The following is a 24,376-nucleotide window of genomic DNA, read 5'->3' on the forward strand; positions in this document are numbered from 1 at the left end:
GGTGTATCAGTATCAGATAAGCTGACTGAGGCACCGCTATCGGGAGCAAGCCCCCTCCCACATTTTGAGGCCGGTTCATTCAGGATCATCTTCCATGTCCAAATTCCCGACTGCTGTAAACCTGCACAAGACCTCCAACACCCTCAGCCTCACCTACGGGCCCAATGAGGTCTATCAGTTGCCCGCCGAACTGCTGCGTACCCACTCGCCTTCCGCAGAGGTCCAGGGCCACGGCAAACCCATCCTGCAATTCGGCAAACTCAACGTGCGCCTGATCAAGGTAGAGCCGGCCGGGCAGTACGCACTGAAATTGACCTTCGATGACGGCCATGACAGCGGACTGTTCACTTGGGACTACCTCTACCAACTGGCTGTACGCCAGGAAGCACTGTGGGCCGATTATCTGGCGGAACTCAAAGCCGCCGGAAAAACCCGCGACCCGAGTGAGTCGGTCGTGCGGCTGATGCTCTAGCTCAGGCCTGCGGCTCTTTAGAGAGCATTTTCTAATTCCATCTGCTTGAATGCCCTGTCTCGTGGCCAACGATTGGCCCGCTTGCGAAAAAAATTAAACTCGGGTAACCAATGGAACTGGCAAGTTCCCTGCATTTGACGATGCGGTATCAACGGTCACCCGAGTCGCGTACCTGGCTTGTGTTGTGTATCGAAACCTGGTGCACAGCGGTACCCGGTACTCGTCTTTCGGACAATGGAGCGTCGTAGATGAGTAACAAGAACAACGATGACTTGAAACGCCAGGCCTCGGAAAACACCTTGGGGCTGAACCCGATCATCGCGTTACGCAAAAAGGATTTATTGGCCTCGGCGAAGATGGTGTTGACCCAAGCCATCAAGCAACCGTTACACAGCGTCAAACACGTCGCCCATTTCGGCGTTGAACTGAAAAACGTGATGTTCGGCAAATCCCAACTGGCGCCCGAGAGCGACGACCGTCGCTTCAACGACCCGGCCTGGAGCCAGAACCCACTCTATAAACGCTACCTGCAAACCTACCTGGCGTGGCGCAAGGAACTGCACGACTGGATCGGCGACAGCAACCTGTCCGAACAGGACATCAGCCGCGGCCACTTCGTGATCAACCTGATGACCGAAGCCATGGCCCCCACCAACAGCGCGGCCAACCCGGCGGCGGTCAAACGCTTCTTTGAAACCGGCGGCAAAAGCCTGCTCGACGGGCTTTCCCATCTCGCCAAAGACCTGGTGCACAACGGCGGCATGCCGAGCCAGGTCAACATGGGCGCTTTCGAAGTGGGCAAGACCCTGGGCACCAGTGAAGGCGCGGTGGTGTTTCGCAACGATGTGCTGGAGCTGATCCAGTACAAGCCGATCACCGAGCAAGTGCACGAGCGCCCTCTGTTGGTGGTGCCGCCGCAGATCAACAAATTCTATGTCTTCGACTTGAGCCCGGATAAGAGCCTGGCGCGCTTTTGCCTGCGCAATGGCCAGCAGACGTTCATCGTCAGTTGGCGCAACCCGACCAAGGCCCAGCGCGAATGGGGCCTGTCCACCTACATCGAGGCGCTCAAGGAAGCGGTGGATGTGGTTACGGCGATCACCGGCAGCAAGGACGTCAACATGCTGGGCGCCTGCTCCGGCGGCATCACCTGCACCGCCCTGCTCGGCCATTACGCGGCACTGGGGGAGAAGAAGGTCAACGCCCTGACCCTGTTGGTGAGCGTGCTGGACACCGCCCTGGACACCCAGGTGGCGCTGTTCGTCGACGAACAGACCCTGGAAGCGGCCAAGCGCCACTCCTACCAGGCCGGCGTGCTGGAAGGCCGCGACATGGCCAAAGTGTTCGCCTGGATGCGCCCCAACGACCTGATCTGGAATTACTGGGTCAACAACTACCTGCTGGGCAACGAGCCTCCCGTGTTCGACATCCTGTTCTGGAACAACGACACCACGCGCTTGCCCGCCGCGTTCCACGGCGACTTGATCGAACTGTTCAAGAACAACCCACTGGTGCGCGCCAACGCACTGGAAGTGTGCGGCACGCCGATTGACCTCAAGCAGGTCACCGCGGATATCTACGCACTGGCCGGCACCAACGACCACATCACACCGTGGCAGTCGTGCTACAAGTCGGCGCAGCTGTTTGGTGGCAAGGTCGAATTTGTGCTGTCCAGCAGCGGGCATATCCAGAGCATCCTCAACCCGCCGGGCAACCCCAAGGCGCGCTACCAGACCAGCGACAGCCTGACCGGCAAGGCTCTGGACTGGCAGGAGAATGCGACCAAGCACACCGACTCCTGGTGGCTGCATTGGCAGGGTTGGCTGGCAGACCGGGCAGGCAAACTGAAGAAGGCCCCTACAGCGCTCGGAAATAAAACCTACGCCGCGGCGGAAGCGGCGCCGGGCACCTACGTACATGAACGCTAGATTGAAATGAGATCAAATGTGGGAGGGCGCTTGCCCCCCACATTGGCTGCACTCCAGAGACACCACTTCACAGGGCTTGAGCATGCCGCAACCGTTCATCTTCCGTACCATCGACCTGGACGGCCAGACCATCCGCACGGCGGTACGCCCGGGCAAGCCTCACTTGACGCCGCTGCTGATCTTCAATGGCATCGGCGCCAACCTCGAGCTGGTGTTTCCGTTCGCCCAGGCGCTGGACCCGGACCTGGAAGTGATCGCCTTCGACGTGCCTGGAGTGGGAGGGTCTTCAACGCCCAGCGTGCCCTATCGCTTTCCCGGCCTGGCCAAGCTCACCGCACGAATGCTCGATTACCTCGACTATGGCCAGGTCAATGTGGTGGGTGTGTCCTGGGGCGGGGCGCTGGCGCAGCAATTTGCCTACGACTACCCGGAGCGCTGCAAGAAACTGATCCTGGCGGCCACGGCGGCGGGTGCGGTCATGGTGCCGGGTAAGCCAAAAGTGTTGTGGCTGATGGCCAGCCCGCGCCGTTACATCCAGCCATCCCACGTAGTACGCATCGCGCCAATGATTTATGGCGGTTCATTCCGTCGCGACGCCAAACTCGCCGCCGAACATGCCAGCAAAGTGCGCTCGGCCGGCAAACTGGGTTACTACTGGCAGCTGTTCGCCGGCCTGGGTTGGACCAGCATCCATTGGCTGCACAAGATCCGCCAACCGACCCTGGTACTGGCGGGGGACGACGACCCGCTGATCCCGCTGGTCAATATGCGCCTGCTGGCCTGGCGCATCCCCAACGCACAGTTGCACATCATCGATGACGGCCATCTGTTCCTGATCACTCGGGCCGAAGCCGTGGCGCCAATCATCATGAAGTTTCTCGAGGAGGAGCGCCTGCGCGCGGTGATTCATCCGCGCCCCGCGGTGTAAGGACCACACCGCCGCGCAACTTCCCAGGAACCGACTATGGTTCTGAATTGGCGTGCCTGCTTGATGACTTGACCAAGGAGTGTTGGCTCATGCGAGAAAGACCCGTGTCGAACCCGGCGCCCACCCCCGCTGCGTTCATTAACGCGCAAAATGCGATCACCGGTCTCAGGGGACGAGACCTGCTGTCGACCTTGCGCAGCGTGGCGGCCCACAGCTTGCGCAACCCGCTGCATACCGCCCGTCATGCCCTGGCATTGGGTGGCCAGTTGGGGCGCGTGCTGCTGGGCGAAACCGTGCACGAGCCCAACCCCAACGACAGCCGCTTCATCGACCCCACCTGGAAGCTCAACCCGCTCTACCGGCGCAGCCTGCAAGCCTACCTGAGCTGGCAACAGCAGACGCGCCACTGGATCGATGACAGCCACCTGAGTGCCGATGACCGCGCCCGCGCGCACTTTGCCTTTTCCTTGATCAATGACGCCGTTTCACCCTCCAACACCCTGCTCAACCCACTGGCCGTCAAGGAACTGCTGAACTCCGGAGGCAACAGTGTGGTGCGTGGTGTGAGCAACCTGTTCGAAGACCTGCTGCACAACAATGGCCTGCCGCGCCAGGTGAGCAAGCACGCCTTCGAAGTGGGCAAGACGGTGGCCACTACGCCGGGCTCGGTGGTGTTTCGCAACGAGCTGCTGGAGCTGATCCAGTACAAGCCCTTGAGCGAAAAACAGTACGCCAAGCCGCTGTTGATCGTGCCGCCGCAAATCAACAAGTACTACATCTTCGACTTGAGCCCCGGCAACAGCTTTGTGCAGTACGCCCTGAAGAACGGTTTGCAGACATTCATGATCAGCTGGCGCAACCCGGATGTGCGCCATCGCGAATGGGGCCTGTCCACCTACGTGGCGGCCCTGGAGGAAGCACTCAATGTGTGCCGGGCAATCACCGGGGCCCGAGAGGTCAACCTGATGGGTGCCTGCGCCGGTGGCCTGACCATTGCCGCCCTGCAAGGCCACTTGCAGGCCAAGCGCCAGCTACGGCGCATTTCCAGCGCCACTTACCTGGTCAGCCTGCTCGACAGCCAGATCGACAGCCCCGCTACCCTGTTTGTCGATGAGCAAACCCTGGAGGCCGCCAAACGCCACTCCTATCAACAGGGCGTGCTGGACGGTCGTGACATGGCCAAGGTGTTCGCCTGGATGCGCCCCAACGATCTGATCTGGAACTACTGGATCAACAACTACCTGCTGGGCAAGGAACCACCGGCCTTCGACATCCTGTACTGGAACAACGACAACACGCGCCTGCCTGCCGCGCTGCACGGCGACCTGCTGGACTTCTTCAAGCACAACCCGTTGAGCCACCCCGGCGGCCTGGAAGTATGTGGCACGCCGATCGATTTACAGAAGGTCACGGTGGACAGCTTCAGCGTGGCCGGGATCAACGACCACATCACCCCCTGGGACGCGGTGTATCGCTCGACTCAATTGCTGGGCGGCGAGCGACGCTTCGTGCTGTCCAACAGCGGGCATATCCAGAGCATCCTCAACCCGCCGGGCAACCCCAAGGCCAACTACGTCGAGAACGCCAAGCTAAGCAGCGACCCGCGGGCCTGGTATTACGACGCCAACCACGTCGAAGGCAGTTGGTGGCCGCAATGGCTGGAGTGGATTACGCAGCGTTCGGGCGTGCAACGCGAAACCCTCACGGCCCTGGGCAACCAGAACTACCCACCGATGGAAGCGGCGCCGGGCACTTATGTGCGGGTGCGCTGAGCTCTACGAACTCATTAAGAAGACTGGATGAAGACCCGCGACCGTATCCTTGAATGTGCCCTGCAATTGTTCAACCGCAAGGGCGAGCCCAACGTGTCGACCATGGAGGTAGCCAATGAGATGGGGATCAGCCCCGGCAACCTCTACTACCATTTCCACGGCAAGGAGCCGCTGGTGCTCGGGCTGTTCGAACGCTTTCAGTGTGAGCTGGCGCCGCTGCTCGATCCACCCGCGAACGCGCAACTGGAGGCCGAAGATTACTGGTTGTTCCTGCACCTGATCGTCGAGCGTATGGCGCACTACCGCTTTCTGTTCCAGGACCTGTCGAACCTCGCCGGGCGCCTGCCGAAACTGGCCAAGGGCATTCGCAGCCTGCTTACGGCACTCAAGCGCACCCTGGCTTCACTGCTGGCACGGTTGAAAGCGGCGGGACAGTTGGTCAGCAGTACCCAGGCGCTGGGCCAGTTGGTGGAACAAATCACCCTGACCCTGTTGTTTTCCCTGGATTACCAGCGAGTTCTCGATCGCGAAGGTGAAGTGCAGGTGGTGGTCTACCAGATCATGATGCTGGTGGCGCCACACTTGTTGGCACCGGCCCGCCAGGCGACGGAACAGTTCGCTCTGCGCTATCTGGACAACCCGGGTTAAGGCTGGGCAGACACTGCCTACCCTGGCTTGCCAAACTGTTGAGTGAACTTGAAAAGTTCGCTATCGGTCTTGATGCCCAATTTCCGATAGGCCGATTGTTTTTGCGTACTGATAGTACTGGCGCTGCGCGAAAACTTTGCCGCAATTGAACTCACCGACATGCCATCGAGAAAGCAACGCAGCACCTCCTGTTCTTTGGGTGTGAGGCTGGCATTAGTCGGGAGCGAACCGCCCCCGCCCAGCGTTGATGGTATATCGCCCCCCTCAAAGATAAGTTGGGCGCCTTGCTGTTCCGGCAACATACAGGGCTGCAGGTAAATTCGCCCTTGGGCGACTGTTCGAATCGCTGCAACCAACTCCGTCAACTTCTGGGTTTTGCCCAATACTCCCCAACTTCCGGCCTTCAACGTCATTAACACCGTTGCCGGTGTGTAGTGGGATGACAAGACGATGGGTTTGCACTGCTTGAAACGTCGGCTCAGGGTCTGGATCAGGCTGAGGCCATCGATGTCTGAAGGCCCCAGGATAAAATCCATCACCACCACATCAGCAGGCCGCCGGGCAAGCGCCTCCAATAATTCCTTGCCTGTGCCGAAGGAACCGATGACCTCAAGGTCGACTTCCTTGCTCAGGCCCAGCTCGATCCCCTGCCTAACCATCTCATGATCATCAAGCAACATGATGGTGTACGTACTGGAAGTTGATGTAGGCATCGAAAAACCCGATCTTGTGAGTACTGCTCATTACAAAAACTCGCCGGTCATTATGATCACGGTATATCCCAGCCGCACCGCAGGTTCAATCAATAACAATAATAAGGATTTCTCTTACATTCCCAACTTACAGCGCAATCTTACAAGTAGCCGTCAATACAACTATTTGGATTCTAAATACAAAATTTCGAACAATCACGAGGCCAATATCGTTACTTCTCTATAGGCAGCATCGACGGTTCCGGCCGATTATTTGTAGGCCTCGCCAACTTGGAGCGTTTTTAAACAAAGCCCAAGTGCGCGAGGCCAATCCCAGATAATTCATGCTTGGAAATACTATGAAATTCAACGCTCTCTCTTCCGCTGCAACTGCCCTTGCATTGGCTGCCGCCGTATCGCAAACCGCCTACGCCGCCAATGACGGCACCATTAATTTCACCGGACTGGTGAACGACACGACGTGCACCATCGAAGGCGCGGCGCCGGGTACCGGTGCCGTGGTCAAGGACGTGAACCTGGGGGGTGTTTCCGCTGCGCGCCTGGCGCGACCGGGTGATCGTGCCAACCTGACCGGCTTCACCATCCGTATTGGCGCCCCCGGCGAAGGCAGTTGCACCAACGGCCGCACCGCCATGGTTGCGTTCGACCCCACCAGCCCGGCCATTGACGTGGCGACCGGGCGCTTGAACATCGATGGCTACGACAACCCTGACGACACCGCCAACGCCAAGAACGTACAGGTTGAAGTGACCAACCGAAATGGCACGCCCATTAACGTTTACACCGAAAAATCGGAGGGCGTCGTCATCGCGGATAACCAGGCCATCATCCCGCTGGCCGCGCAAATGTACGCCAGCGGCACGGCCACCGAAGGCACGGTCAAGACACGCGTCGGCTTTATGGTCGTGTACGCCGATTAAGGAGCTGGCAGGCCAAGTAGGTAACGGACTTGCAGCGCCCCTGCAGGTCCCTCCCTGGATTCGAAGAGACGTTGGACACTATGAAAACAATGGCTCGCCTCGCGCTGGCCACCTGTGCTGTTGGATGGTTATCGCTCCAAGCGACTCCCGCCCATGCAGGGGTGATTATTTATGGCACTCGCGTGATCTTCCCCGCCGAACAGCAGGAGGTCGTCGTGCGCCTCGAGAACAAAGGCGATCGTCCGGCGCTGGTGCAAACCTGGCTGGACACGGGCGATCTGCGCTCGACACCGGCGACGGCACAAACACCGTTTACCCTGTCACCGCCGATCTTCCGCATTGAGCCTAATCAACAGCAGGCATTGCGCCTGCGCTACTCCGGCGAAACACCGCCCACCGACCGCGAAAGCCTGTACTGGCTGAACGTGCTGGAAGTACCCCCGGTGAGCGCCGGTGCCGAGCAAAACAACCAGATCGAACTGGCCTTCCGTACTCGCCTGCGCGTGTTCCTGCGCCCCCAGTCATTACCCTATCCGGTGGGCAGTGCCCCGGCAAAACTGCAGTGGAAGCTGGTAGCCCGGGACCAGGGCTATGCGCTGCAAGCGACCAACCCGACGCCGTACCATATTTCCCTGACCACCGTTGACTTGCTCAGCGAGGGTAAACGCTTCAGCAAAGCGCCGAACCAGGCAGCCAACGATGGCCTGCTGCTGCCGGCCGGAGACGTGAAACTGTTTGCGCTGCCGCAACTGCATGAGCGTCCCCGTGGCGCCTCCAAGGTCGAGTTCACCACCGTCAGCGACTTCGGTGCCCGAGTACGTCACTCGGCAAACCTTGCCCCTTCAACTACCCGATGACTCACCCCATGAACCTAACCTCTATTTCACAGCGGCTCTTGCAGCTCATGGTATTGGCATTCGCACTGCTGGGCACAGCCCTCGCGCACGCCAGCGTTGTCATCAACAACACGCGGATCATCTACCCACAGAACGACAAAGAGGTGACGGTCAGGCTTGAAAGCAAAAACCAGGCACCGGTGTTGATTCAGGCCTGGCTGGACAGCGGCGACGAACACTCCACGCCGGACCTTGCCGGCATCCCCTTTATCGCCACGCCGCCGATCTTCCGCATGGAACCCGGAAAGCAACAGGTTCTGCGCCTGGCCTACACCGGCGAAAGCTTGCCGGCGAAACAGGAAAGCCTGTTCTGGTTCAACCTGCTGGAAGTACCCGCACAAACTCGGGACGCCCAGCAGGGCAACCAGCTGCAGCTCGCCTTCCGGTCGCGGATCAAGCTGTTTTTCCGCCCGCCGAACCTGCCTTATGGCGTCGACGCTGCGCCGGGCAAACTGCAATGGCGGCGCGAATCCACCGAGCAGGGCCAGGTTCTGGAAGTCTACAACCCCACCCCTTATCACGTGACGTTCGAGGAGATTGAAGTGCTGGAGTCAAACCTGCGTCATGCACGCAAGGCCTCGACATCCGGTGCCGAGAACATGGTGGCGCCTGGCGCTCGCAATCGCTTTGAAGTGCCCAGTCTCAAGTCAGCACCGGGCCGCGCAACAACCGTGGAATTCCAGACGCTCGACGACTTTGGGGTAAAGACCTCTCATCGCGCCAAGCTCCTGATGTGAGCGACGAAGCCTGCCGAGCACCGTAGCCGCCCGACCCGCTCCTCACCTCACTGAACACACCCGTTTGATGCCCATTTTTCAGGGCAGGGCTTCCCCTTGCCCGAATTCGGACAGCACCTTTTTTTGGAAATGGTAAAGATGAGTTTGAACACGCCTGTCAGCGCAAGACCCAGGTCCCTGACACGTCATTGGTTGACGCACACGGCGCGTTGCCTGTTACTGCTGGGCGGTGCCCAATCCCTCAACGCCCACGCGGTCGAGAATGTCGAGTTCAACCCGGCCTTCTTTCCGGATGGCGTGGGCGGCCAGCAAGTTGATATTTCAAAATTCAGCCAGGGCAACGTTGTACTCCCCGGCAGCTACCGCAGCGACGTCTACCTCAACGGCCAGTGGATAGGCCGTGAAACCCTGGCCTTCATCGCGGTCAAGGGCCAGGACTCTGCGCATATGTGCCTGGAGCGAGACGCGCTGCTCAGGTTTGGCATCGACCTGGACGCGCCGCAGAAGCAACCGGCCGAGGCCGGTCAGGCGCCCACCCCGACATTTGCTCGCTGTGCCGACATTTCCGCCTACCTGCCAGGCAGCACCAGCCAATTCGATTCGGGCGAAAACCGCCTGACGCTGCAGGTGCCACAGATCTACCTGGCGCGTAAGGCGCGTGGCTATGTTGACCCCAAGCATTGGGACAGTGGGGTCGATGCGGCCTTTGCGCGCTACAACGCCAACACCTTTGCCACCCGCACCAACGGTCGCTCACTCAACTCCCATTACCTGGGCCTGAACACCGGGCTCAACCTGGGTGACTGGCACTGGCGTCACAACGGCAGCTTCAGCCAGACCGACACCGCCTCGGGCTATCAAAGCAGCAGCACCTATGTGCAACGCGAACTCAACCCTCTGCGTTCACAACTGATGCTGGGCGAGATCTACACCCCGGGCGAGCTGTTCGACAGTGTGCGCCTGCGCGGTGCCAGCCTGTTCAGCGATGACCGCATGCTGCCGGACTCCATGACCGGTTTTGCACCGGTGGTACGCGGCATCGCCCAGACCAACGCCCGGGTCACGGTGCGCCAGCGCGGCGTGCTGCTCGATGAGGTGTCTGTCGCTCCCGGCCCATTCGTCCTCAACGACCTGTTCCCCACCGGTTATGGCGGCGACCTGACCGTCACGGTGACCGAAGCCGACGGCCGTCAGCGCGAATTTATCGTGCCCTTTGCCGCCAATGCCAACCTGCTGCGCGCGGGCCACACTCGCTACTCGCTGAGTGTCGGCGTGCTGGATGAAATCGGCCTGCGCCATCCACCGACCCTGGCCCAGGCCACCTACCAGAACGGGCTCAACAACCTGCTCACCGCCTACATGGGCGCGGTCGTCAGCGAGGACTATCTGTCGCAGTTGTTGGGCGCAGCGTTCAACACCCCGGTTGGCGCACTGTCACTTGACCTGACCACATCGAGAGCCGCCCTGCCGGGCCATGAACCGCGTGGCGGACAAAGCTTGCAGTTACGCTACAGCAAGAATTTCACCGACACCGGAACGCACTTTGCCCTCGGCGCCTACCGTTACTCCACCGAAGGCTTCCTGAGCATCGCCGACGCGGCACGGGTGCGTGACCTCGCCATCGACGGGCGCAGCCTGGACAACCTGTCGCGCCTGCGCGACAGGATGGACATCAGCCTTAACCAGAGCCTGGGCAACGGCTCGGTGTACCTCACCGGTTCCTCGCAAAACTACTGGAACCGCGCCAGCGGCAACCTGACCTTTACCGCCGGTTACACCAATAGCTGGAAGGGCCTGCACTACACCGTCAGTGCCCAGCGCACCAAGGATTTGCTGAGTGACAGGGTCGACAAGCAACTGGAACTGACCGTGAGCCTGCCACTGGGCAGCGACCCTCGCTCACCGACCTTGACCACGACGGCCTTTCGCGGCAATCAAAGCAGCGGCGAACGCGTGAACCTTGGCGGCACACTGGGCGAGCGCAGCGAATTCACCTACGGCGTGGGAGGCAGCCGCACGCAAGGCAGCGGTAACTCCGTGACCGCCGACGTGAAGTACCAGGCCAGCCACGGCGTGCTGTCCGCAGGTTATGGCCAGAGCAACACCTACCGCGCCATGTCACTGGGCATGACCGGTGGCGTCGTCGCCCACGCAGACGGCGTGACCTTCGCTCCGGAGCTGGGCGACACCATCGGCATCGTCCAGGCAGCGGACGCCCAGGGAGCGCGGATCAACGGCAACCATGGCGCCCAGGTCGGCAAGCAGGGTTTTGCCGTGGTGCCCCACCTCACGCCCTATCGCCAGAACGTGGTCGAGCTGGACCCCAAGGACCTGTCGGTCGACGTGGAACTCAAGACCGCCGCGCAAAACGTAGCGCCCCGTGCAGGCTCGGTGGTGAAGCTGCAGTTCGACACAGTCAGCGGCCAAGCCGTGCTGATCACAGCGTTGCGAGAGGATGGCAGCCTGCTGCCGTTCGGCTCGGATGTATTCGATGAAGACGGTGCCAGCGTGGGGATCGTCGGCCAGGGCGGCAAGGCGTTTGTACGCGTAGCGCGTGACCAGGGGCGGTTGACCGTCAAGTGGGGTAGCCGTGACGACGCGTCTTGCCGGCTGCAATACGGCCTGGACAAGGCAACGGGAGGGAGCGCCACCCAGCGGTTGCGCCATCTGGATGCCGGCATTTGCACGGCCAATACAAGCGGTTGATCCGGCGAGCGCGCATATCGCGCCCAAACGCTCTATTTCCGAGGACGGGACTGACGATGAAACACCCTACCCTGCTGGTTTCGACACTGCTGGCCCTTGGCATACCGGTCGCCGCCCAGGCGAGGTGTGACCGATTCCAGAACGATACGTTTACCTTGAACCTGCCGGCGACCATCACCGTGCCGGACAGCCTGCCGGTTGGCAGCGTCATCACTCGCGTGGCTTTCAACGGTACGGCACCCGACTACTTTGCCGAGTGCAGCGTTGCCACCCATAGCGGGGTCTGGGGTCGATATACCCGGCTGCAACACCCGGGGACTGACGCTTACCACACCGAAGTTGCAGGGGTAGGCCTGCGTATCACGATGACCTGGGCCGGCGGCGGAGGCCCGGCAGCCTTTGCACTTTATGACCAAGGCTACCAACAGGTGTACGGGAAGATCCCCAGCTTCACCTCAGCGGAGGCCACCTTCTACAAAATCGGCGCGGTGACCACCGGGACAATCCCCAGCGGAAGGTTCTGGGAAAAACACTGGGTCATCACTCCAGAGCGGTTTCAACTGCAACTCGCCAGCCCGGTCCGCTTCGTCAGGCCTGCGGCCACTTGCGACCTGGCAGCCGGCGACGTCAACCGCACCATCACGCTCCCGTCCATCCAAGTCAGTGCCTTGAAAGACGAGGTCTACGCCGGCGCACAGAACTTCGACCTGACAGCCAACTGCACCGATGCAGGCAACGTCACGTTCAGTATCACCGGCACTCCCGCCCCCGGGAACGACTTGCTGTTCGCCAACACCGGCACCGCAGCGGGTATAGCGCTGTGGCTGTACTCACGCATCAACGGCGTCCCACAGACCCTTAGCAACCATGGCACGCGCACGCTGGTGGTTACCGGCAATCGCGCAATCCTGCCGCTCGGTGCGGCTTACCACAAAAACGGCACGGTCAGTTCGGGCACGCTCGCCAGTACTGCCACCGTCAACATCACCTACAACTGAAATAACAAGGACTACCTGATGAGCTTTCGAACCCTGCCCATAGCACTGGCAATCACCGCAAGCCTGGCTACCAATGCCGCACACGCCGCGACCACGGGCACCCTCAACTTCCGGGGCCAGGTCAACGCCGGTACCTGCAACCTCGCCGCTGGCGATGTGAACCGCACCATTACCCTGCCAACGGTCAAAATATCTGACTTTGATTCGGTCAATTTCACAGGAGCGCACAACTTTGAAATTTCCGCCGACTGCGAATCGGACATTCGCAATGTAGTTTTCCTGTTTGCCGGCACCGTTTCCGCCGGCAACGGGCTGTTGTTTGCCAACACCGGCACTTCAGCCGGGACGGCTTTGTGGCTTGCACACCGCGCCGCCCCCCACACCACAATCCCCGCCAACGGCACTCCCGCCCAACGCAGCCGAACGATACCGACCAGCGGCAACAAGGCGGTTCTGCCCCTTCAGGTCGCCTACCACAAAACCGGTGTGCCGATCACCCAAGGCACCCTGGTCAGCGCCGTGACGGTGTCCATCACTTACAACTGACGAAGGTCTGGCATCCCTCCAACCTTGATCACGGCACTGCGTGAACTGTGGACCACCAGTGCCGACGCCTATTTCGTCACGAGAACAGAAGATGAAGCACGGTTTCAAATCTCTTTGCGTATTGCTGGGCCTCGGTTTGCCAGTCGCCGCCCAGGCGGCCTGCGATCGCTACCCCAACATGCAACACAGTGTGACCTTTCCCAGCACCATTACCGTGCCGGAAAGCCTTGGCATCGGCCAACTGATCACCAGCCAGACATTTGCAGGGCCCTACCCGACGTTTTACATGAATTGCCACTCCCCGACCCCGACGTTTCTCACAGGGCGGTTCACGTCCGCAATCTCGGCGCCGGGAGGGCTCATTTATCACACGAATGTTCCTGGCATCGGCATGCGCGTCATGGTCACGCTGACCTCCGGCGCGCCCTATTCCGCCAAGCTCATGACCGAAAGCCTTGTCTCGGCTCCTGGAAGGATTCTATGGGGGGCTACCCGGCTGGTTGCGCAGTTTTACAAGCTGGGGCCGGTGACAACCGGCACTTTGCCTAGCGGTGAAATCCAGCATAACAACTGGGATGGAGGCAGAGGCCATTACCGGATGATCCTCAATACCTCCATACGCTTCGTCAATCCCGCGTCTACCTGCGACCTGGCCGTTGGCGATGTGAATCGCACGATAATCTTGCCCACCGTCAGGGTTTCCGACTTCAACCACGCCAACTCCACCGGAGTGCATCCCTTCGAACTGACCGCCCACTGCGAACCTGGGATCAGGAATGTGAGCTTCCTGTTCTCGGGTACGCCGTCAACCGGGAACGGCGCGCTGTTCGCCAATACGGGAACCTCAAGAGGAACGGCGCTCTCGCTGTCCCACCGCAACGTCGCGTACATTCCCGCCAATGGGTCTGCGGCCCAACGCACCCGCCAGATCCCGACAAGCGGCGCGAGAGCGGTGTTACCCATGAACGCGGAGTATCACAAAACCGGGGCCGCGATCACTCCAGGAACCCTGGTCAGTACCGCAATCGTTTCCATCGCTTACGACTGATGAAGTTTGAGCGCGCATAAAAAATGCCCGACCTTTTCAGGCCGGGCATTTTCAGGTCCCGGTAAAATCAGGACTGACTGGATGGCGTCGGCGTGGCCGGCGTCGCAGTCGTAGTTGTAGCAGCAGACGCCGGCGCGGAAACCGAGTTGGCGGTGGAGGCGGTTGACGCAGGTGCCGTGGCAGGCTTGGCCGCGACTGCCGGCTTGGGCGCTGCTGGTTTCTTCGCTACGGCCGGCTTTTTAGCGGCGGCGGGTTTGGCCGCCGGCTTGGCAGCGGGTTTGACGGCTGCCGGTTTGGCGGCAGGTTTGGCGGCAGCGGTTTTAGTCGCGGGCTTGGCAGCCGGTTTTGCGGCGGCCTTGGCGGCGGGTTTAGCGGCAGGCTTGGCAGCGGCTTTAGCGGCCACGGGCTTGGCGGCAGGCTTGGTGGCTGGTTTTGCCGCGGCGGTTTTGGCAGCGGGTTTGGCCGCTGCTTTTGCCGGGGCCTTGGCGGCAGGTTTGGCGGCGGCTTTTGCCAGAGGCTTGGCGGCCGATTTCGCCGCAGGCTTGGCCGCTGCAGTTTTAGCGACAGGCTTGGCAGCCGGTTTGGCGGCTGCGGTTTTCGCCGGAGCCACTTTCGCGCCGGTGAGTTTTTCGATTTGCTTGGTCAGGGTATCGACCTTGCTGTGCAGCGTCTTCAGTTCTGCTTTGCTGGGTACGCCCAGCCGAGAAATGGCACTGTTCAGACGCTTGTCGAACGTTTCTTCCAACTTGCCCCAAGTATCAGAAATACTGGACTTGGCGGAACCGGCAGTGGCCTTGGCCGCCTCGACTTTCTTACCTACGGTGGTCTTGGTCAACTTCTCGGCCTTCTCGCCGTCTTTAACCAGGGTCTCGAAGTATTTACCGCCGTCACTGCTAACCTTCGAGTACACGCCTAAACCAGCAAGCCAGATCTTACGGGAATATTTTTCAACCTCCCCGATCCACGAGCTGCCTTCTTTCTGAGTTTTCTTTTGAACAGCCATCCCGTTGTCTCCTTAATGTTTACGCGCGACACGTTCGAGCAATGCCGTCAGCTCTTCGAGCTTAGCAGAGAGTGTCTCAACGTCATGTTTAGACGCAATGCCAATCCGATTCAAGGCACTTGCAACACGCGTGTCAAAGGCTTTTTCAACTTTATCCAGTTGAACTTCGACCAAGCCTTTGACGCTGGAGACATTACTCTTTACTTGATCAATCTGACTGTTGGCAGCATCAAGTTGTTCAACCACAACTTTTTTGCCTTTACTTTCAACATGTTGACCGGTCTTAACCAGCTCTTTGAAGTACTCGCTGCCCTCGCTGCCGACCTTGGCATACGCACCAAGACCCGCCAGCCAGATCTTGCGGGCATAGCTTTTAACGTCACTCAGGGCAGTGGACTGTACGTCGTTTTTTTTCTTCAAAATAACTTTGGCCATGGTGCACCTCACGCAAAATAGGGTGGAGGAACAGCCCACAGGAGTTGAGGGCCTGGGCACAAAGTAGGGAGAAAAATTAGAATCGGCACCCTAAGCGCGGTGAATCAAGCCAGCGCCTTATCCAGCGCCTTCTCGATTTCGGACTTGATAGTGCCACTCATGGCCGACATCAACAGGCCCAGTTCCACATCAATGCGCAGCGACTCATCAGCCACTAATACAGTGCCTTTAACCCCCGAGCGCTTGAGGTTCAAGGTATCGCCGGACCATGAAGGTTCCAGGCCATATTGCTCCTTGAGCTTGTGCGCCAACTTCTCGGCCTTCGCCCGCGCGCCCTCTTTACCCAAGGTGTGTGCACGTTCAACGGTAATACGGGCCATTGCAATGACTCCTCTTTATAGCGAGTGGAACACCTGCCATGCGGCAAAAGGTCTCGGTGACCGCCTATCTTACCTTCAGCCTTGCCAAGACAAAGCAGGTCATGGGGATTATCATGTCCCGCATTCTCTTTTGGTGACAGCGATATGACTGATCAGCGCAAAGGCAGCGATGCCGAACCCACCACTCACTTCGGTTTCAAGAACGTCCCGGAAAGCCAGAAAGCGGAAAAAGTCGCTGAGGTGTTCCACTCCGTGGCCGCCAAGTACGACCTGATGAACGACGTGCTGTCGGGCGGCATGCACCGCCTGTGGAAACGCTTCACCATCGAACTGTCGGGCGTACGCGCCGGCAACCGTGTGCTGGACATCGCCGGCGGCACGGGCGACCTGGCGGCCAAGTTCTCCAAGCTCGTCGGCCCCACCGGCCAGGTGGTACTGGCGGACATCAACGGTTCGATGCTCAAGGTCGGTCGCGATCGCCTGCTGGATAAAGGCGTGGCCGGAAATATCGAATTCGTCCAGGCCGACGCCGAAAAACTGCCGTTCCCGGATAACCATTTCGACTGCGTGACCATCGCCTTCGGCCTGCGCAACGTCACCCACAAGGAGGACGCGATCCGCTCCATGCTGCGCGTGCTCAAGCCGGGTGGTCGCCTGTTGGTGCTGGAGTTCTCCAAGCCGACCAACGCGCTGATGTCCAAGGTCTACGACACCTACTCCTTCGCCTTCATGCCGTTGATGGGCAAGCTGATCACCAATGACGCCGAGAGTTATCGTTACCTGGCCGAATCGATCCGCATGCACCCTGACCAGGAAACTCTGAAGTCGATGATGGTGGAGGCCGGTTTCGACCGCGTGACCTACCACAACATGACCTCGGGTATCGTCGCCCTGCACCGCGGCATCAAGCCCTGATGTTGTTCGCCGGTCTTCTCGCCAGCGTGGAACACGGCATCAACCGTGTCTTGCGCCTGGACAGCACCGCCCTGGCGCGGCTCGCGCACCTCAACGGCAAGATCATTGCCGTAGACTGCCGCAGCCCCGCCTTGCAGTTGTTCATCCTGCCCAGCGATGAAGGCTTGCTGCTCGCCAGCCACTGGGCCGCCGAGGCCGACTGCACCCTGCGGGCGCCGGCGTCGAGCCTGTTGCACCTGGCCTTGAGCCGCAACAAGACCGCCATCCTCCACAGCGCCGAAGTGGAACTGGAAGGCGAAAGTGCGGTGCTGATGGACTTGGCCGCCGTGCTGCAAGACCTTGAACTGGACTGGGAATACGAGCTGTCGCGCTGGATCGGCCCCGTCGCCACCCAGTTGATCAGCGGGCACCTGCGCAGCCGCTCGCGCTGGTACCAGCAAGGGTTCGCCAGCCTCAACCAGAACCTTGCCGAATACCTGAGCGAAGAATCGCGCACCCTGGTCGGGCAACGGGAAGCGCAAGCGCGCTTTCGTGAACTCGACAAGGCCAAAATCGACCTGGAACGCCTTGAGGCCCGCTTCGAGCGCCTGAGCCGTTCCCTTGATCCAAGCGATAACGCATGAAGCTGCTCGCCGTCCGCCGTCTGTTTCGTATCCAGCGCGTCGTAGCCCGCTACCGCCTCGATGACCTGCTGTTTGCCCTGCCCCTGCCGTGGTTTCTTCTGGCAGTACGCTATGTGCTGCCGTGGCGCTGGCTGCCGCGCAAGCAGCTGGAACTGAGCCGTGGTGCACGCCTGCGCCTGGCGCTGCAGGACCTGGGGCCGATCTTCATCAAGTTCGGGCAGATCCTCTCCACCCGCCGCGACCTGCTGCCGGAAGACATCGCCGACGAACTGATGCTGCTGCAGGACCGCGTGCCGCCGTTCGACTCGCAGCAATCGGTCAAGCTGATCGAAGAACAGCTCGGCAAAAAGATCAGCGAAGTGTTCAGGCGCTTCGACATCGAGCCGCTGGCGTCGGCCTCGGTGGCGCAGGTACACGCCGCACAGCTCAAGACCGGTGAAGAAGTGGTGGTGAAGGTGATTCGCCCCGGCCTCAAGCCGATCATCGGCCAGGACCTGGCATGGCTGTTCATCCTCGCCCGCGCCGCCGAGCGTTTCTCCGCCGACGCACGCCTGCTGCACCCGGTCGACGTGGTCGCCGATTACGAAAAAACCATCTACGACGAACTCGACCTGCTGCGTGAAGCCGCCAACGCCAGTCAACTCAAGCGCAACTTCGAAGGCTCGCCCTTGCTGTATGTGCCGCAAGTGTACTGGGACTGGTGCCGTCCCAAAGTACTGGTGATGGAGCGTATCTACGGTGTGCAGGTCACCGACCTCGCGACCCTGGCGGACCAGCGCACCGACATGAAGATGCTCGCTGAACGCGGTGTGGAGATATTCTTCACCCAAGTATTCCGTGACAGCTTCTTTCACGCCGACATGCACCCGGGCAACATCTTCGTCAGCACCGTGAACCCGTGGAACCCACAGTACATTGCGATCGACTGCGGCATCGTCGGCAGCCTGACCCCGGAAGACCAGGACTACCTGGCGCGCAACCTGTTTGCCTTCTTCAAGCGTGACTACCGCCGCGTGGCGCAACTGCACATCGATTCGGGCTGGGTACCGGCGGAAACCAAGCTCAACGAATTCGAAGCGGCGATCCGTACCGTCTGCGAACCGATCTTTGAAAAACCGCTGAAAGATATCTCTTTCGGCCAGGTGCTGATGCGCCTGTTCCAGACTGCGCGGCGCTTCAACATGGAAGTGCAGCCGCAGTTGGTGTTGCTGCAAAAAACCCTGTTGAACATTGAAGGGCTGGGGCGCCAGCTGTACCCGGACCTTGACCTGTGGAACACCGCCCAACCGTTCCTGGAACGCTGGATGCGTGAGCGCGTCAGCCCGAAAACCCTGATCGGCAACCTGCACAGCCAGTTCGAACAACTGCCGCACCTGGCCAACATGACCCGTGACCTGCTGGAGCGCATGTCCCAGCCCCACGCCCATGACCCGGCGCCACCCTGGCAGAAGCGCAAGGACGACTGGTTCCTGCGTCTTTTGGGCGCCGCGCACCTGGTGGGTGGCGTGATACTAGCCATTGGCGGGCCACTGAATGAGTTGGGCCACTGGCCAGCCGGCATCATGGTCGCCGTGGGTGTGTATCTGATCGTGCGTCGATAGCCGATCCGGTTATACACTGTCGCAAATTGCCGGAGCCGAACATGAAAGACTGGTTGGACGAGATCAAGTGGGACAATGACGGCCTGGTGCCGGCCATCGCCCAGGACTACAAGACCGGGCGCGTGCTGATGATGGCCTGGATGAACCGCGAGGCCCTGAGCCTCACCGCCGCTGAGCAGCGCGCTATTTACTGGTCACGTTCGCGTGGCAAACTGTGGCGTAAGGGCGAAGAGTCCGGCCATGTGCAAACCCTGCACGAGATACGCCTCGACTGTGATGCCGACGTGGTGATCCTGATGGTCGAGCAGATTGGCAACATCGCCTGCCACACCGGTCGTCACAGTTGCTTCTATCGCGTGTTCGAAGACGGCGAATGGAAGATTGTCGAGCCGGTGCTCAAAGACCCGCACGCCATTTATTCTCCAGGACACTGAACATGAGCGATACCCTGAACCGCGTGGCCCAGGTACTGGAAGACCGCAAGGGCGCGGATGCCGACAGCTCCTATGTCGCCAGCCTGTACCACAAGGGATTGAACAAGATCCTGGAGAAGCTCGGCGAGGAGTCCGTCGAAACGATCATCGCCGCCAAGGACGCGCAGATCAGCGGTGATTACAGCGATGTAATCTATGAGACCGCCGACTTGTGGTTCCATAGCCTGGTCATGCTCGCCCAACTGGGGCAGCATCCGCAGGCCGTACTGGATGAACTGGACCGTCGCTTCGGCTTGTCCGGGCACGTCGAAAAGGCCTCGCGCCCGTCCGCCTGAATAACTTTCACAGAGGAATTGCAGCATGGGCATTTTTGACTGGAAACACTGGATCGTCATTCTGGTGGTGGTGGTACTGGTGTTCGGCACCAAGAAACTCAAGAACCTGGGCACCGATGTGGGCGAGTCGATCAAGGGCTTTCGCAAGGCCATGAACGACGACGAAAAACCGGCCGACACGGTCGCCACTCCGGTGCCGCCGGCCCAGCCGGTACATCCGCAGGCCACCCAGCCGATCACCGAGCGTCGGACCTTCGACGTGCAGGCTGAAAAAGTCGAAGAGCCGACCCGCAAAGACTCGTGAGCACTGACTAATGTTTGGTATCAGCTTCTCTGAACTGCTACTCGTCGGCCTCGTGGCGTTACTGGTATTGGGGCCTGAACGCCTGCCCGGTGCCGCACGCACGGCCGGCCTGTGGATCGGGCGCCTGAAACGCAGTTTCAACGCCATCAAACAGGAAGTTGAACGGGAAATCGGCGCCGACGAGATCCGCCGCCAACTGCACAACGAACACATTCTGTCGTTGGAGCAGGAAGCCCGGAAAATCCTGTCGCCGGTACAAGAGCCGGCCAAGCCGGAGGAGCCTGCGGCCCCGAACAGCATCGCGCCCGCACCCGTTGCACAAGCCACGCCCGCCACGCCAACCGAGCCTGCGCCGACGCCCGTTGCGTCGCCCGCGCCCCATGACCCTACATTGCCGCCGCGAGCCCCATGAGCGCTGATAAACCGGAAAACGACCAGCACATGCCGCTGGTCTCGCACCTCACCGAGTTGCGCACCCGCCTGCTGCGTTGTGTAGCGGCCATCTTCATCATCTTTGCCGGGCTGTTCGCCTTTACCCAGCAAATCTACACCTTCGTCTCCACGCCTCTGCGCCAGTACCTGCCGGCTGGGGCAACGATGATCGCCACCGATGTGTCGTCGCCGTTCCTCACGCCATTGAAGCTGACCATGATGGTGTCGTTGTTCCTTGCGATCCCGGTGATCCTGCACCAGATCTGGGGCTTCATCGCGCCGGGCCTGTACAAGCATGAGAAGCGCATCGCCGTTCCGTTGCTGGTGTCGAGCATCCTGTTGTTCTACACCGGCATGGCGTTCGCGTATTTCCTGGTGTTCCCGCTGATCTTCAAATTCTTCGCCGCAGCCACGCCGGCCGGCGTGGAGATGATGACCGACATCACCAGCTACCTTGATTTCGTAATGACGCTGTTCTTCGCCTTTGGCGTGGCCTTCGAAATTCCGGTGGCCGTGGTGCTGCTGGTATGGATCGGCGTGGTCGACGTCAAATACCTGAAGAAGATCCGCCCGTACGTGATCATCGGCTGCTTCGTGGTCGGCATGATTCTCACCCCGCCGGACATCTTCTCCCAGACCTTGCTGGCCGTGCCCATGTGGATGCTGTTCGAGATCGGCATCCTGTTCGGCAGCCTGATCAGCAAGCGCGAAGACCAGCCGGATGACCCGCCCGTCGACAACGACCAGCCGCCAGCCACCCAGCCATGAACCTGCTGTTGCTGGAAGAGGCCGACTTTATCGCGGCAGACCGGGTAGTGCTGCGTGATCGGCGCCTGGTGCATATGCAGGAAGTCCACCGTGCTGCGGTGGGCGACAGCCTGCGCGTGGGGCGCATCGGCGGCCTGATGGGCAACGCCCGGCTGTTGCGCCTGGAAACCCGCGAGGCCGAGCTGCAAGTCAGCTTCGACCAGCCCCCGCCGGCCAAATTGCCCCTGACCCTGCTGCTGGCCCTGCCGCGCCCGAAAATGCTGCGCAGGGTGCTGCAAACCGTGGCCGCCATGGGCGTGCCGAAGGTCGTGCTGGTCAACAGCTACCGCGTAGAAAAAAGCTTCTGGCAGACGCCGTTCCTGGAGCCTGAAGCGATCCGTGAGCAATTGATCCTGGGCCTGGAACAGGCGCGGGATACGGTGTTGCCCGAGATCATTATCGAAAAGCGCTTCAAGCCGTTCGTTGAAGACCGCTTGCCCGCCATGACCGCAGGCACCCTGGGCCTGATCGGCCACCCTGGCGATTACCCGGCCTGCCCGCGCGGGCTGGATGAGCCGGTGACACTGGCCATCGGCCCCGAGGGCGGCTGGATTCCCTATGAAGTGGACTTGCTGACCCAGGCCGGCTTGCAACCGGTGCAACTCGGCGCACGTATCCTGCGCGTCGAAACGGCGGTCACCGCCCTGCTCGCCCGCCTGTTCTAACAACGCTCACTACAAACTCCAGTTTTCCTACAGATATAGCCCTGCCGGCCGATAGCCTTTGAATAAGTCCAAGCCTTGTTCCAAAGGAGATCGCAGCATGTATCGTTGGTTAGCCGAAAAACTGGGGAATGTGAGCGTCAATCGCAAGCTGGGCGTAGGCTTCGGCTTGGTGTTGATCCTGACGCTACTGATCACCTTCACCGGCTGGACCGGCCTGAGCAACGTGACCAGCCGTGGCGACAAACTCGGCTTTATTTCCAGCCTCAACAGCCTGACCAAAGACCTGCGGCTGGCACGCCTGGACTTCGAGATGCGTCGTGGTGAACAAGGTACGGATGCGGTCAATGGCTTGCTCACGCAGTTGGACAGCGGCCTGAAAACCGCCCTGGATCTGATCGAACAGCCTAACGACAAGGCGCTGGTCGAGCAGCAACTGGAGGCCCTGAATCAATATAAAAAAGCCTTCGCCGCCATGGTCCAGGCCGGTCTGAAGCGTGAAGGCGCCCGCAGCCAATTGGGCGACACCGCTGACAACGCCGTGGCCAAGATCAATGAAATCGAAAAAGCCCTGCTGCAAGGCGACAGCGTCGCCCAGTTCAATAGCGTGGTGGACTTGAGCAAGCTGATCCAGCAATCGCGCTTCCAGGTTCGCGGCTACACCTACAGCGGCAAGACGGAGGCCGAACAGCCGGCCCTGGATGCCATCGACAACGCCCTGAAAAAAATCAACCAACTGCAAGGCCAACTGCCGGAGCCGTATCAGGCCAACCTGCAAGAAGCCGGCGTGTCGCTGCAAGCCTATCGCGCTGCCGTCAGCCAGTATCGCGACGCCCAGGTTGCCAGCGCGGCGGCCATGGCGACCATGAAGGCCCAAGGCGATATGCTGTTGGGCCATAGCGAAAAGCTCACCACCTCGCAAACGGCAGTGCGTGATGCCGACGTCGTGCAAGCCAAACAGCTGTTACTGCTGGCCACCGTGCTGGCGCTGATCTTCGGCATCATCGCCGCCATGGCCATCACCCGCCAAATCGTCATCCCACTGAACCAGACGCTTAAAGTCGCAGAGCGCGTAGCCTCGGGCGACCTGAGCCACAACCTGGACTCGATGCGCCAGGATGAACTGGGCCAGTTGCAACGCGCCATGCAAAGCATGACCGTGGGCCTGCGTGAACTGATCGGCGGCATCAGCGACGGCGTCACGCAAATCGCCAGCGCCGCCGAACAACTGTCGGCCGTGACCGAACAAACCAGCGCCGGGGTCAACAGCCAGAAGGTCGAAACCGACCAAGTGGCCACCGCCATGAACGAAATGGCTGCCACCGTGCAGGAGGTGGCGCGCAACGCCGAGGAAGCGTCCGAAGCCGCCGTGGCCGCCGACCAACAGGCGCGTGAAGGTGACAAGGTGGTCAGTGAAGCCATCGACCAGATCGAGCGCCTGGCCACCGAAGTCGGTCACTCCACTACCGCCATGGGCGACCTGAAACGCGAAAGCGACAAGATCGGCAGCGTGCTCGACGTGATCAAGTCGGTCGCCCAGCAAACCAACCTGTTGGCGCTGAACGCGGCAATTGAAGCGGCGCGCGCCGGTGAAGCCGGACGCGGTTTCGCGGTGGTGGCCGATGAAGTGCGCAGCCTGGCCCAACGCACCCAGAAATCCACCGAAGAGATCGAAGAACTGATCGTCGGCCTGCAAAACGGCACCCAGCAGGTGGCCACTATCCTGGACAACAGCCGTGGCCTGACCGACAGCAGTGTCGAATTGACCCGTCGCGCCGGCAGTGCGTTGGCGAGCATCACCCGCACGGTCTCGACCATCCAGGCGATGAACTCGCAGATCGCTACCGCCGCCGAGCAACAGAGCGCCGTCGCCGAAGAGATCAACCGTAGTGTGCTGAATGTGCGCGACGTGTCGGAGCAAACGTCGTCGGCCAGTGAAGAGACCGCCACCTCCAGCGCAGAACTGGCGCGCCTGGGGATCTACTTGCAGACCTTGGTCGGGCGCTTCCGCGTCTGACCCTTTGCTGCGGCGGTCGATCAAGGCCGCCGCAATTTGTGAAACGTCCTACGCAGTTATCAGCCCGCCGTCACCTCGAATCGTTTTAGCGTTTTAACCGAACGCTATTCCTGATT

The 24,376-nt window shown here is 60.5% G+C and carries 26 protein-coding genes and 1 pseudogene; 23 read left to right on the top strand and 4 right to left on the bottom strand.

What is annotated here, in order from left to right; translation table 11 throughout:
* The first annotated feature begins 94 nt into the window (after positions 1-94).
* The 5 genes from ACQRBV_RS07130 to ACQRBV_RS07150 all read left to right on the top strand — a co-directional run bounded on the left by ACQRBV_RS07130 (position 95) and on the right by ACQRBV_RS07150 (position 5,748).
* On the top strand, positions 95-472 hold the full coding sequence (locus tag ACQRBV_RS07130) for a gamma-butyrobetaine hydroxylase-like domain-containing protein (RefSeq protein WP_411985291.1): 378 nt from the start codon (positions 95-97) through the stop codon (positions 470-472).
* Between the two features lie 248 nt (positions 473-720).
* Positions 721-2,400 (top strand): class II poly(R)-hydroxyalkanoic acid synthase, encoded by a 1,680-nt coding sequence (phaC, locus tag ACQRBV_RS07135; RefSeq protein WP_060754546.1) that lies wholly within the window; start codon positions 721-723, stop codon positions 2,398-2,400.
* Between the two features lie 82 nt (positions 2,401-2,482).
* A complete protein-coding gene (gene phaZ, locus ACQRBV_RS07140; protein ID WP_060754547.1) occupies positions 2,483-3,328 on the top strand; it encodes a poly(3-hydroxyalkanoate) depolymerase in 846 nt (281 codons plus the stop codon).
* A gap of 89 nt (positions 3,329-3,417) precedes the next feature.
* Complete coding sequence (gene phaC / locus ACQRBV_RS07145; RefSeq protein ID WP_198760837.1) at positions 3,418-5,100, top strand: class II poly(R)-hydroxyalkanoic acid synthase; 1,683 nt, start codon at positions 3,418-3,420, stop codon at positions 5,098-5,100.
* 27 nt (positions 5,101-5,127) lie between these two features.
* Positions 5,128-5,748, top strand: a complete 621-nt coding sequence (locus ACQRBV_RS07150; RefSeq protein ID WP_060754549.1) for a TetR/AcrR family transcriptional regulator — start codon at positions 5,128-5,130, stop codon at positions 5,746-5,748.
* A 17-nt stretch (positions 5,749-5,765) separates the two neighbouring features.
* Here ACQRBV_RS07150 and ACQRBV_RS07155 read toward each other — a convergent pair whose 3' ends face one another.
* On the bottom strand, positions 5,766-6,428 hold the full coding sequence (locus tag ACQRBV_RS07155; protein WP_060754694.1) for a response regulator transcription factor: 663 nt from the start codon (positions 6,426-6,428) through the stop codon (positions 5,766-5,768).
* Positions 6,429-6,799: 371 nt separating this feature from the next.
* Between ACQRBV_RS07155 and ACQRBV_RS07160 the strand changes: the two genes are divergently transcribed.
* From ACQRBV_RS07160 to ACQRBV_RS07190, 7 genes are all read left to right on the top strand, one after another.
* A complete protein-coding gene (locus tag ACQRBV_RS07160; protein ID WP_411985292.1) occupies positions 6,800-7,381 on the top strand; it encodes a fimbrial protein in 582 nt (193 codons plus the stop codon).
* A gap of 80 nt (positions 7,382-7,461) precedes the next feature.
* A complete protein-coding gene (locus ACQRBV_RS07165; protein ID WP_411985293.1) occupies positions 7,462-8,238 on the top strand; it encodes a fimbrial biogenesis chaperone in 777 nt (258 codons plus the stop codon).
* Positions 8,239-8,246: 8 nt separating this feature from the next.
* A complete protein-coding gene (locus tag ACQRBV_RS07170) occupies positions 8,247-9,014 on the top strand; it encodes a fimbrial biogenesis chaperone (RefSeq protein ID WP_060754552.1) in 768 nt (255 codons plus the stop codon).
* A 138-nt stretch (positions 9,015-9,152) separates the two neighbouring features.
* A complete protein-coding gene (locus tag ACQRBV_RS07175; RefSeq protein ID WP_411985294.1) occupies positions 9,153-11,720 on the top strand; it encodes a fimbria/pilus outer membrane usher protein in 2,568 nt (855 codons plus the stop codon).
* A gap of 56 nt (positions 11,721-11,776) precedes the next feature.
* On the top strand, positions 11,777-12,718 hold the full coding sequence (locus ACQRBV_RS07180; protein WP_161547713.1) for a fimbrial protein: 942 nt from the start codon (positions 11,777-11,779) through the stop codon (positions 12,716-12,718).
* Positions 12,719-12,736: 18 nt separating this feature from the next.
* Entirely contained in the window at positions 12,737-13,264 is a 528-nt protein-coding gene (locus ACQRBV_RS07185) for a fimbrial protein (protein ID WP_411985295.1), read from the top strand.
* Between the two features lie 91 nt (positions 13,265-13,355).
* Positions 13,356-14,312 (top strand): fimbrial protein, encoded by a 957-nt coding sequence (locus ACQRBV_RS07190; RefSeq protein ID WP_411985296.1) that lies wholly within the window; start codon positions 13,356-13,358, stop codon positions 14,310-14,312.
* Between the two features lie 67 nt (positions 14,313-14,379).
* On the opposite strand, the gene ACQRBV_RS07195 is transcribed toward ACQRBV_RS07190, so the two are convergent.
* From ACQRBV_RS07195 to ACQRBV_RS07205, 3 genes are all read right to left on the bottom strand, one after another.
* Entirely contained in the window at positions 14,380-15,315 is a 936-nt protein-coding gene (locus tag ACQRBV_RS07195; protein WP_411985297.1) for a phasin family protein, read from the bottom strand.
* Between the two features lie 12 nt (positions 15,316-15,327).
* Complete coding sequence (locus ACQRBV_RS07200; protein ID WP_060754558.1) at positions 15,328-15,750, bottom strand: phasin family protein; 423 nt, start codon at positions 15,748-15,750, stop codon at positions 15,328-15,330.
* Between the two features lie 104 nt (positions 15,751-15,854).
* Positions 15,855-16,130 (bottom strand): polyhydroxyalkanoic acid system family protein, encoded by a 276-nt coding sequence (locus ACQRBV_RS07205; protein WP_060754559.1) that lies wholly within the window; start codon positions 16,128-16,130, stop codon positions 15,855-15,857.
* A 144-nt stretch (positions 16,131-16,274) separates the two neighbouring features.
* Here ACQRBV_RS07205 and ubiE point away from each other — a divergent pair, with 144 nt between their 5' ends.
* The 11 genes and pseudogenes from ubiE (at position 16,275) to ACQRBV_RS07260 (ending at position 24,260) form a co-directional block, all read left to right on the top strand.
* Entirely contained in the window at positions 16,275-17,045 is a 771-nt protein-coding gene (ubiE, locus tag ACQRBV_RS07210; RefSeq protein ID WP_060754560.1) for a bifunctional demethylmenaquinone methyltransferase/2-methoxy-6-polyprenyl-1,4-benzoquinol methylase UbiE, read from the top strand.
* The gene (locus ACQRBV_RS07215) at positions 17,045-17,668 is read left to right on the top strand and encodes a ubiquinone biosynthesis accessory factor UbiJ (RefSeq protein WP_411985298.1); all 624 of its coding nucleotides are present in this window, start codon (positions 17,045-17,047) and stop codon (positions 17,666-17,668) included. Before ubiE ends, ACQRBV_RS07215 begins: the two co-directional genes overlap by 1 nt.
* Positions 17,665-19,269, top strand: coding sequence for a ubiquinone biosynthesis regulatory protein kinase UbiB (gene ubiB / locus ACQRBV_RS07220; protein ID WP_090367310.1), 1,605 nt, complete (start codon positions 17,665-17,667; stop codon positions 19,267-19,269). Before ACQRBV_RS07215 ends, ubiB begins: the two co-directional genes overlap by 4 nt.
* A 41-nt stretch (positions 19,270-19,310) precedes the next feature.
* On the top strand, positions 19,311-19,703 hold the full coding sequence (gene hisI / locus ACQRBV_RS07225; protein ID WP_090367312.1) for a phosphoribosyl-AMP cyclohydrolase: 393 nt from the start codon (positions 19,311-19,313) through the stop codon (positions 19,701-19,703).
* 2 nt (positions 19,704-19,705) lie between these two features.
* Complete coding sequence (locus tag ACQRBV_RS07230) at positions 19,706-20,038, top strand: phosphoribosyl-ATP diphosphatase (RefSeq protein WP_005783994.1); 333 nt, start codon at positions 19,706-19,708, stop codon at positions 20,036-20,038.
* A gap of 25 nt (positions 20,039-20,063) precedes the next feature.
* A complete protein-coding gene (locus ACQRBV_RS07235) occupies positions 20,064-20,342 on the top strand; it encodes a twin-arginine translocase TatA/TatE family subunit (RefSeq protein WP_411985299.1) in 279 nt (92 codons plus the stop codon).
* A gap of 10 nt (positions 20,343-20,352) precedes the next feature.
* Entirely contained in the window at positions 20,353-20,754 is a 402-nt protein-coding gene (gene tatB, locus ACQRBV_RS07240) for a Sec-independent protein translocase protein TatB (protein ID WP_411985300.1), read from the top strand.
* A complete protein-coding gene (gene tatC / locus ACQRBV_RS07245; protein ID WP_060754566.1) occupies positions 20,751-21,542 on the top strand; it encodes a twin-arginine translocase subunit TatC in 792 nt (263 codons plus the stop codon). The genes tatB and tatC overlap by 4 nt, the downstream gene beginning before the upstream one ends.
* A complete protein-coding gene (locus ACQRBV_RS07250; RefSeq protein ID WP_104995294.1) occupies positions 21,539-22,246 on the top strand; it encodes a 16S rRNA (uracil(1498)-N(3))-methyltransferase in 708 nt (235 codons plus the stop codon). Before tatC ends, ACQRBV_RS07250 begins: the two co-directional genes overlap by 4 nt.
* 97 nt (positions 22,247-22,343) lie before the next feature.
* Positions 22,344-23,402 (top strand): annotated as a pseudogene (locus ACQRBV_RS07255) (methyl-accepting chemotaxis protein); the annotation flags it as partial.
* A 144-nt stretch (positions 23,403-23,546) separates the two neighbouring features.
* Positions 23,547-24,260, top strand: coding sequence for a methyl-accepting chemotaxis protein (locus ACQRBV_RS07260; protein ID WP_411985342.1), 714 nt, complete (start codon positions 23,547-23,549; stop codon positions 24,258-24,260).
* Positions 24,261-24,376 lie beyond the last annotated feature (116 nt).

The sequence above is a fragment of the Pseudomonas sp. R11F genome (assembly GCF_050312575.1).
In the GTDB taxonomy this organism is placed as follows: domain Bacteria; phylum Pseudomonadota; class Gammaproteobacteria; order Pseudomonadales; family Pseudomonadaceae; genus Aquipseudomonas; species Aquipseudomonas palleroniana.

What these genes read in the sequence shown, in the direction of transcription:
- ACQRBV_RS07215 (WP_411985298.1), top strand. Translation starts at nt 17,045, where the DNA reads ATGTTGTTCGCCGGTCTTCTCGCCAGCGTGGAACACGGCATCAACCGT.
- ubiE (WP_060754560.1), top strand. Translation starts at nt 16,275, where the DNA reads ATGACTGATCAGCGCAAAGGCAGCGATGCCGAACCCACCACTCACTTC.
- ACQRBV_RS07230 (WP_005783994.1), top strand. Translation starts at nt 19,706, where the DNA reads ATGAGCGATACCCTGAACCGCGTGGCCCAGGTACTGGAAGACCGCAAG.
- ACQRBV_RS07200 (WP_060754558.1), bottom strand. Translation starts at nt 15,750, where the DNA reads ATGGCCAAAGTTATTTTGAAGAAAAAAAACGACGTACAGTCCACTGCC.
- ACQRBV_RS07150 (WP_060754549.1), top strand. Translation starts at nt 5,128, where the DNA reads ATGAAGACCCGCGACCGTATCCTTGAATGTGCCCTGCAATTGTTCAAC.
- ACQRBV_RS07155 (WP_060754694.1), bottom strand. Translation starts at nt 6,428, where the DNA reads ATGTTGCTTGATGATCATGAGATGGTTAGGCAGGGGATCGAGCTGGGC.
- ACQRBV_RS07190 (WP_411985296.1), top strand. Translation starts at nt 13,356, where the DNA reads ATGAAGCACGGTTTCAAATCTCTTTGCGTATTGCTGGGCCTCGGTTTG.
- ACQRBV_RS07205 (WP_060754559.1), bottom strand. Translation starts at nt 16,130, where the DNA reads ATGGCCCGTATTACCGTTGAACGTGCACACACCTTGGGTAAAGAGGGC.
- hisI (WP_090367312.1), top strand. Translation starts at nt 19,311, where the DNA reads ATGAAAGACTGGTTGGACGAGATCAAGTGGGACAATGACGGCCTGGTG.
- ACQRBV_RS07250 (WP_104995294.1), top strand. Translation starts at nt 21,539, where the DNA reads ATGAACCTGCTGTTGCTGGAAGAGGCCGACTTTATCGCGGCAGACCGG.
- ACQRBV_RS07170 (WP_060754552.1), top strand. Translation starts at nt 8,247, where the DNA reads ATGAACCTAACCTCTATTTCACAGCGGCTCTTGCAGCTCATGGTATTG.
- phaC (WP_198760837.1), top strand. Translation starts at nt 3,418, where the DNA reads ATGCGAGAAAGACCCGTGTCGAACCCGGCGCCCACCCCCGCTGCGTTC.
- ACQRBV_RS07195 (WP_411985297.1), bottom strand. Translation starts at nt 15,315, where the DNA reads ATGGCTGTTCAAAAGAAAACTCAGAAAGAAGGCAGCTCGTGGATCGGG.
- tatC (WP_060754566.1), top strand. Translation starts at nt 20,751, where the DNA reads ATGAGCGCTGATAAACCGGAAAACGACCAGCACATGCCGCTGGTCTCG.
- tatB (WP_411985300.1), top strand. Translation starts at nt 20,353, where the DNA reads ATGTTTGGTATCAGCTTCTCTGAACTGCTACTCGTCGGCCTCGTGGCG.
- ACQRBV_RS07185 (WP_411985295.1), top strand. Translation starts at nt 12,737, where the DNA reads ATGAGCTTTCGAACCCTGCCCATAGCACTGGCAATCACCGCAAGCCTG.
- ACQRBV_RS07235 (WP_411985299.1), top strand. Translation starts at nt 20,064, where the DNA reads ATGGGCATTTTTGACTGGAAACACTGGATCGTCATTCTGGTGGTGGTG.
- ACQRBV_RS07180 (WP_161547713.1), top strand. Translation starts at nt 11,777, where the DNA reads ATGAAACACCCTACCCTGCTGGTTTCGACACTGCTGGCCCTTGGCATA.
- ACQRBV_RS07175 (WP_411985294.1), top strand. Translation starts at nt 9,153, where the DNA reads ATGAGTTTGAACACGCCTGTCAGCGCAAGACCCAGGTCCCTGACACGT.
- phaZ (WP_060754547.1), top strand. Translation starts at nt 2,483, where the DNA reads ATGCCGCAACCGTTCATCTTCCGTACCATCGACCTGGACGGCCAGACC.
- ACQRBV_RS07165 (WP_411985293.1), top strand. Translation starts at nt 7,462, where the DNA reads ATGAAAACAATGGCTCGCCTCGCGCTGGCCACCTGTGCTGTTGGATGG.
- ACQRBV_RS07130 (WP_411985291.1), top strand. Translation starts at nt 95, where the DNA reads ATGTCCAAATTCCCGACTGCTGTAAACCTGCACAAGACCTCCAACACC.
- phaC (WP_060754546.1), top strand. Translation starts at nt 721, where the DNA reads ATGAGTAACAAGAACAACGATGACTTGAAACGCCAGGCCTCGGAAAAC.
- ubiB (WP_090367310.1), top strand. Translation starts at nt 17,665, where the DNA reads ATGAAGCTGCTCGCCGTCCGCCGTCTGTTTCGTATCCAGCGCGTCGTA.
- ACQRBV_RS07260 (WP_411985342.1), top strand. Translation starts at nt 23,547, where the DNA reads ATGAACGAAATGGCTGCCACCGTGCAGGAGGTGGCGCGCAACGCCGAG.
- ACQRBV_RS07160 (WP_411985292.1), top strand. Translation starts at nt 6,800, where the DNA reads ATGAAATTCAACGCTCTCTCTTCCGCTGCAACTGCCCTTGCATTGGCT.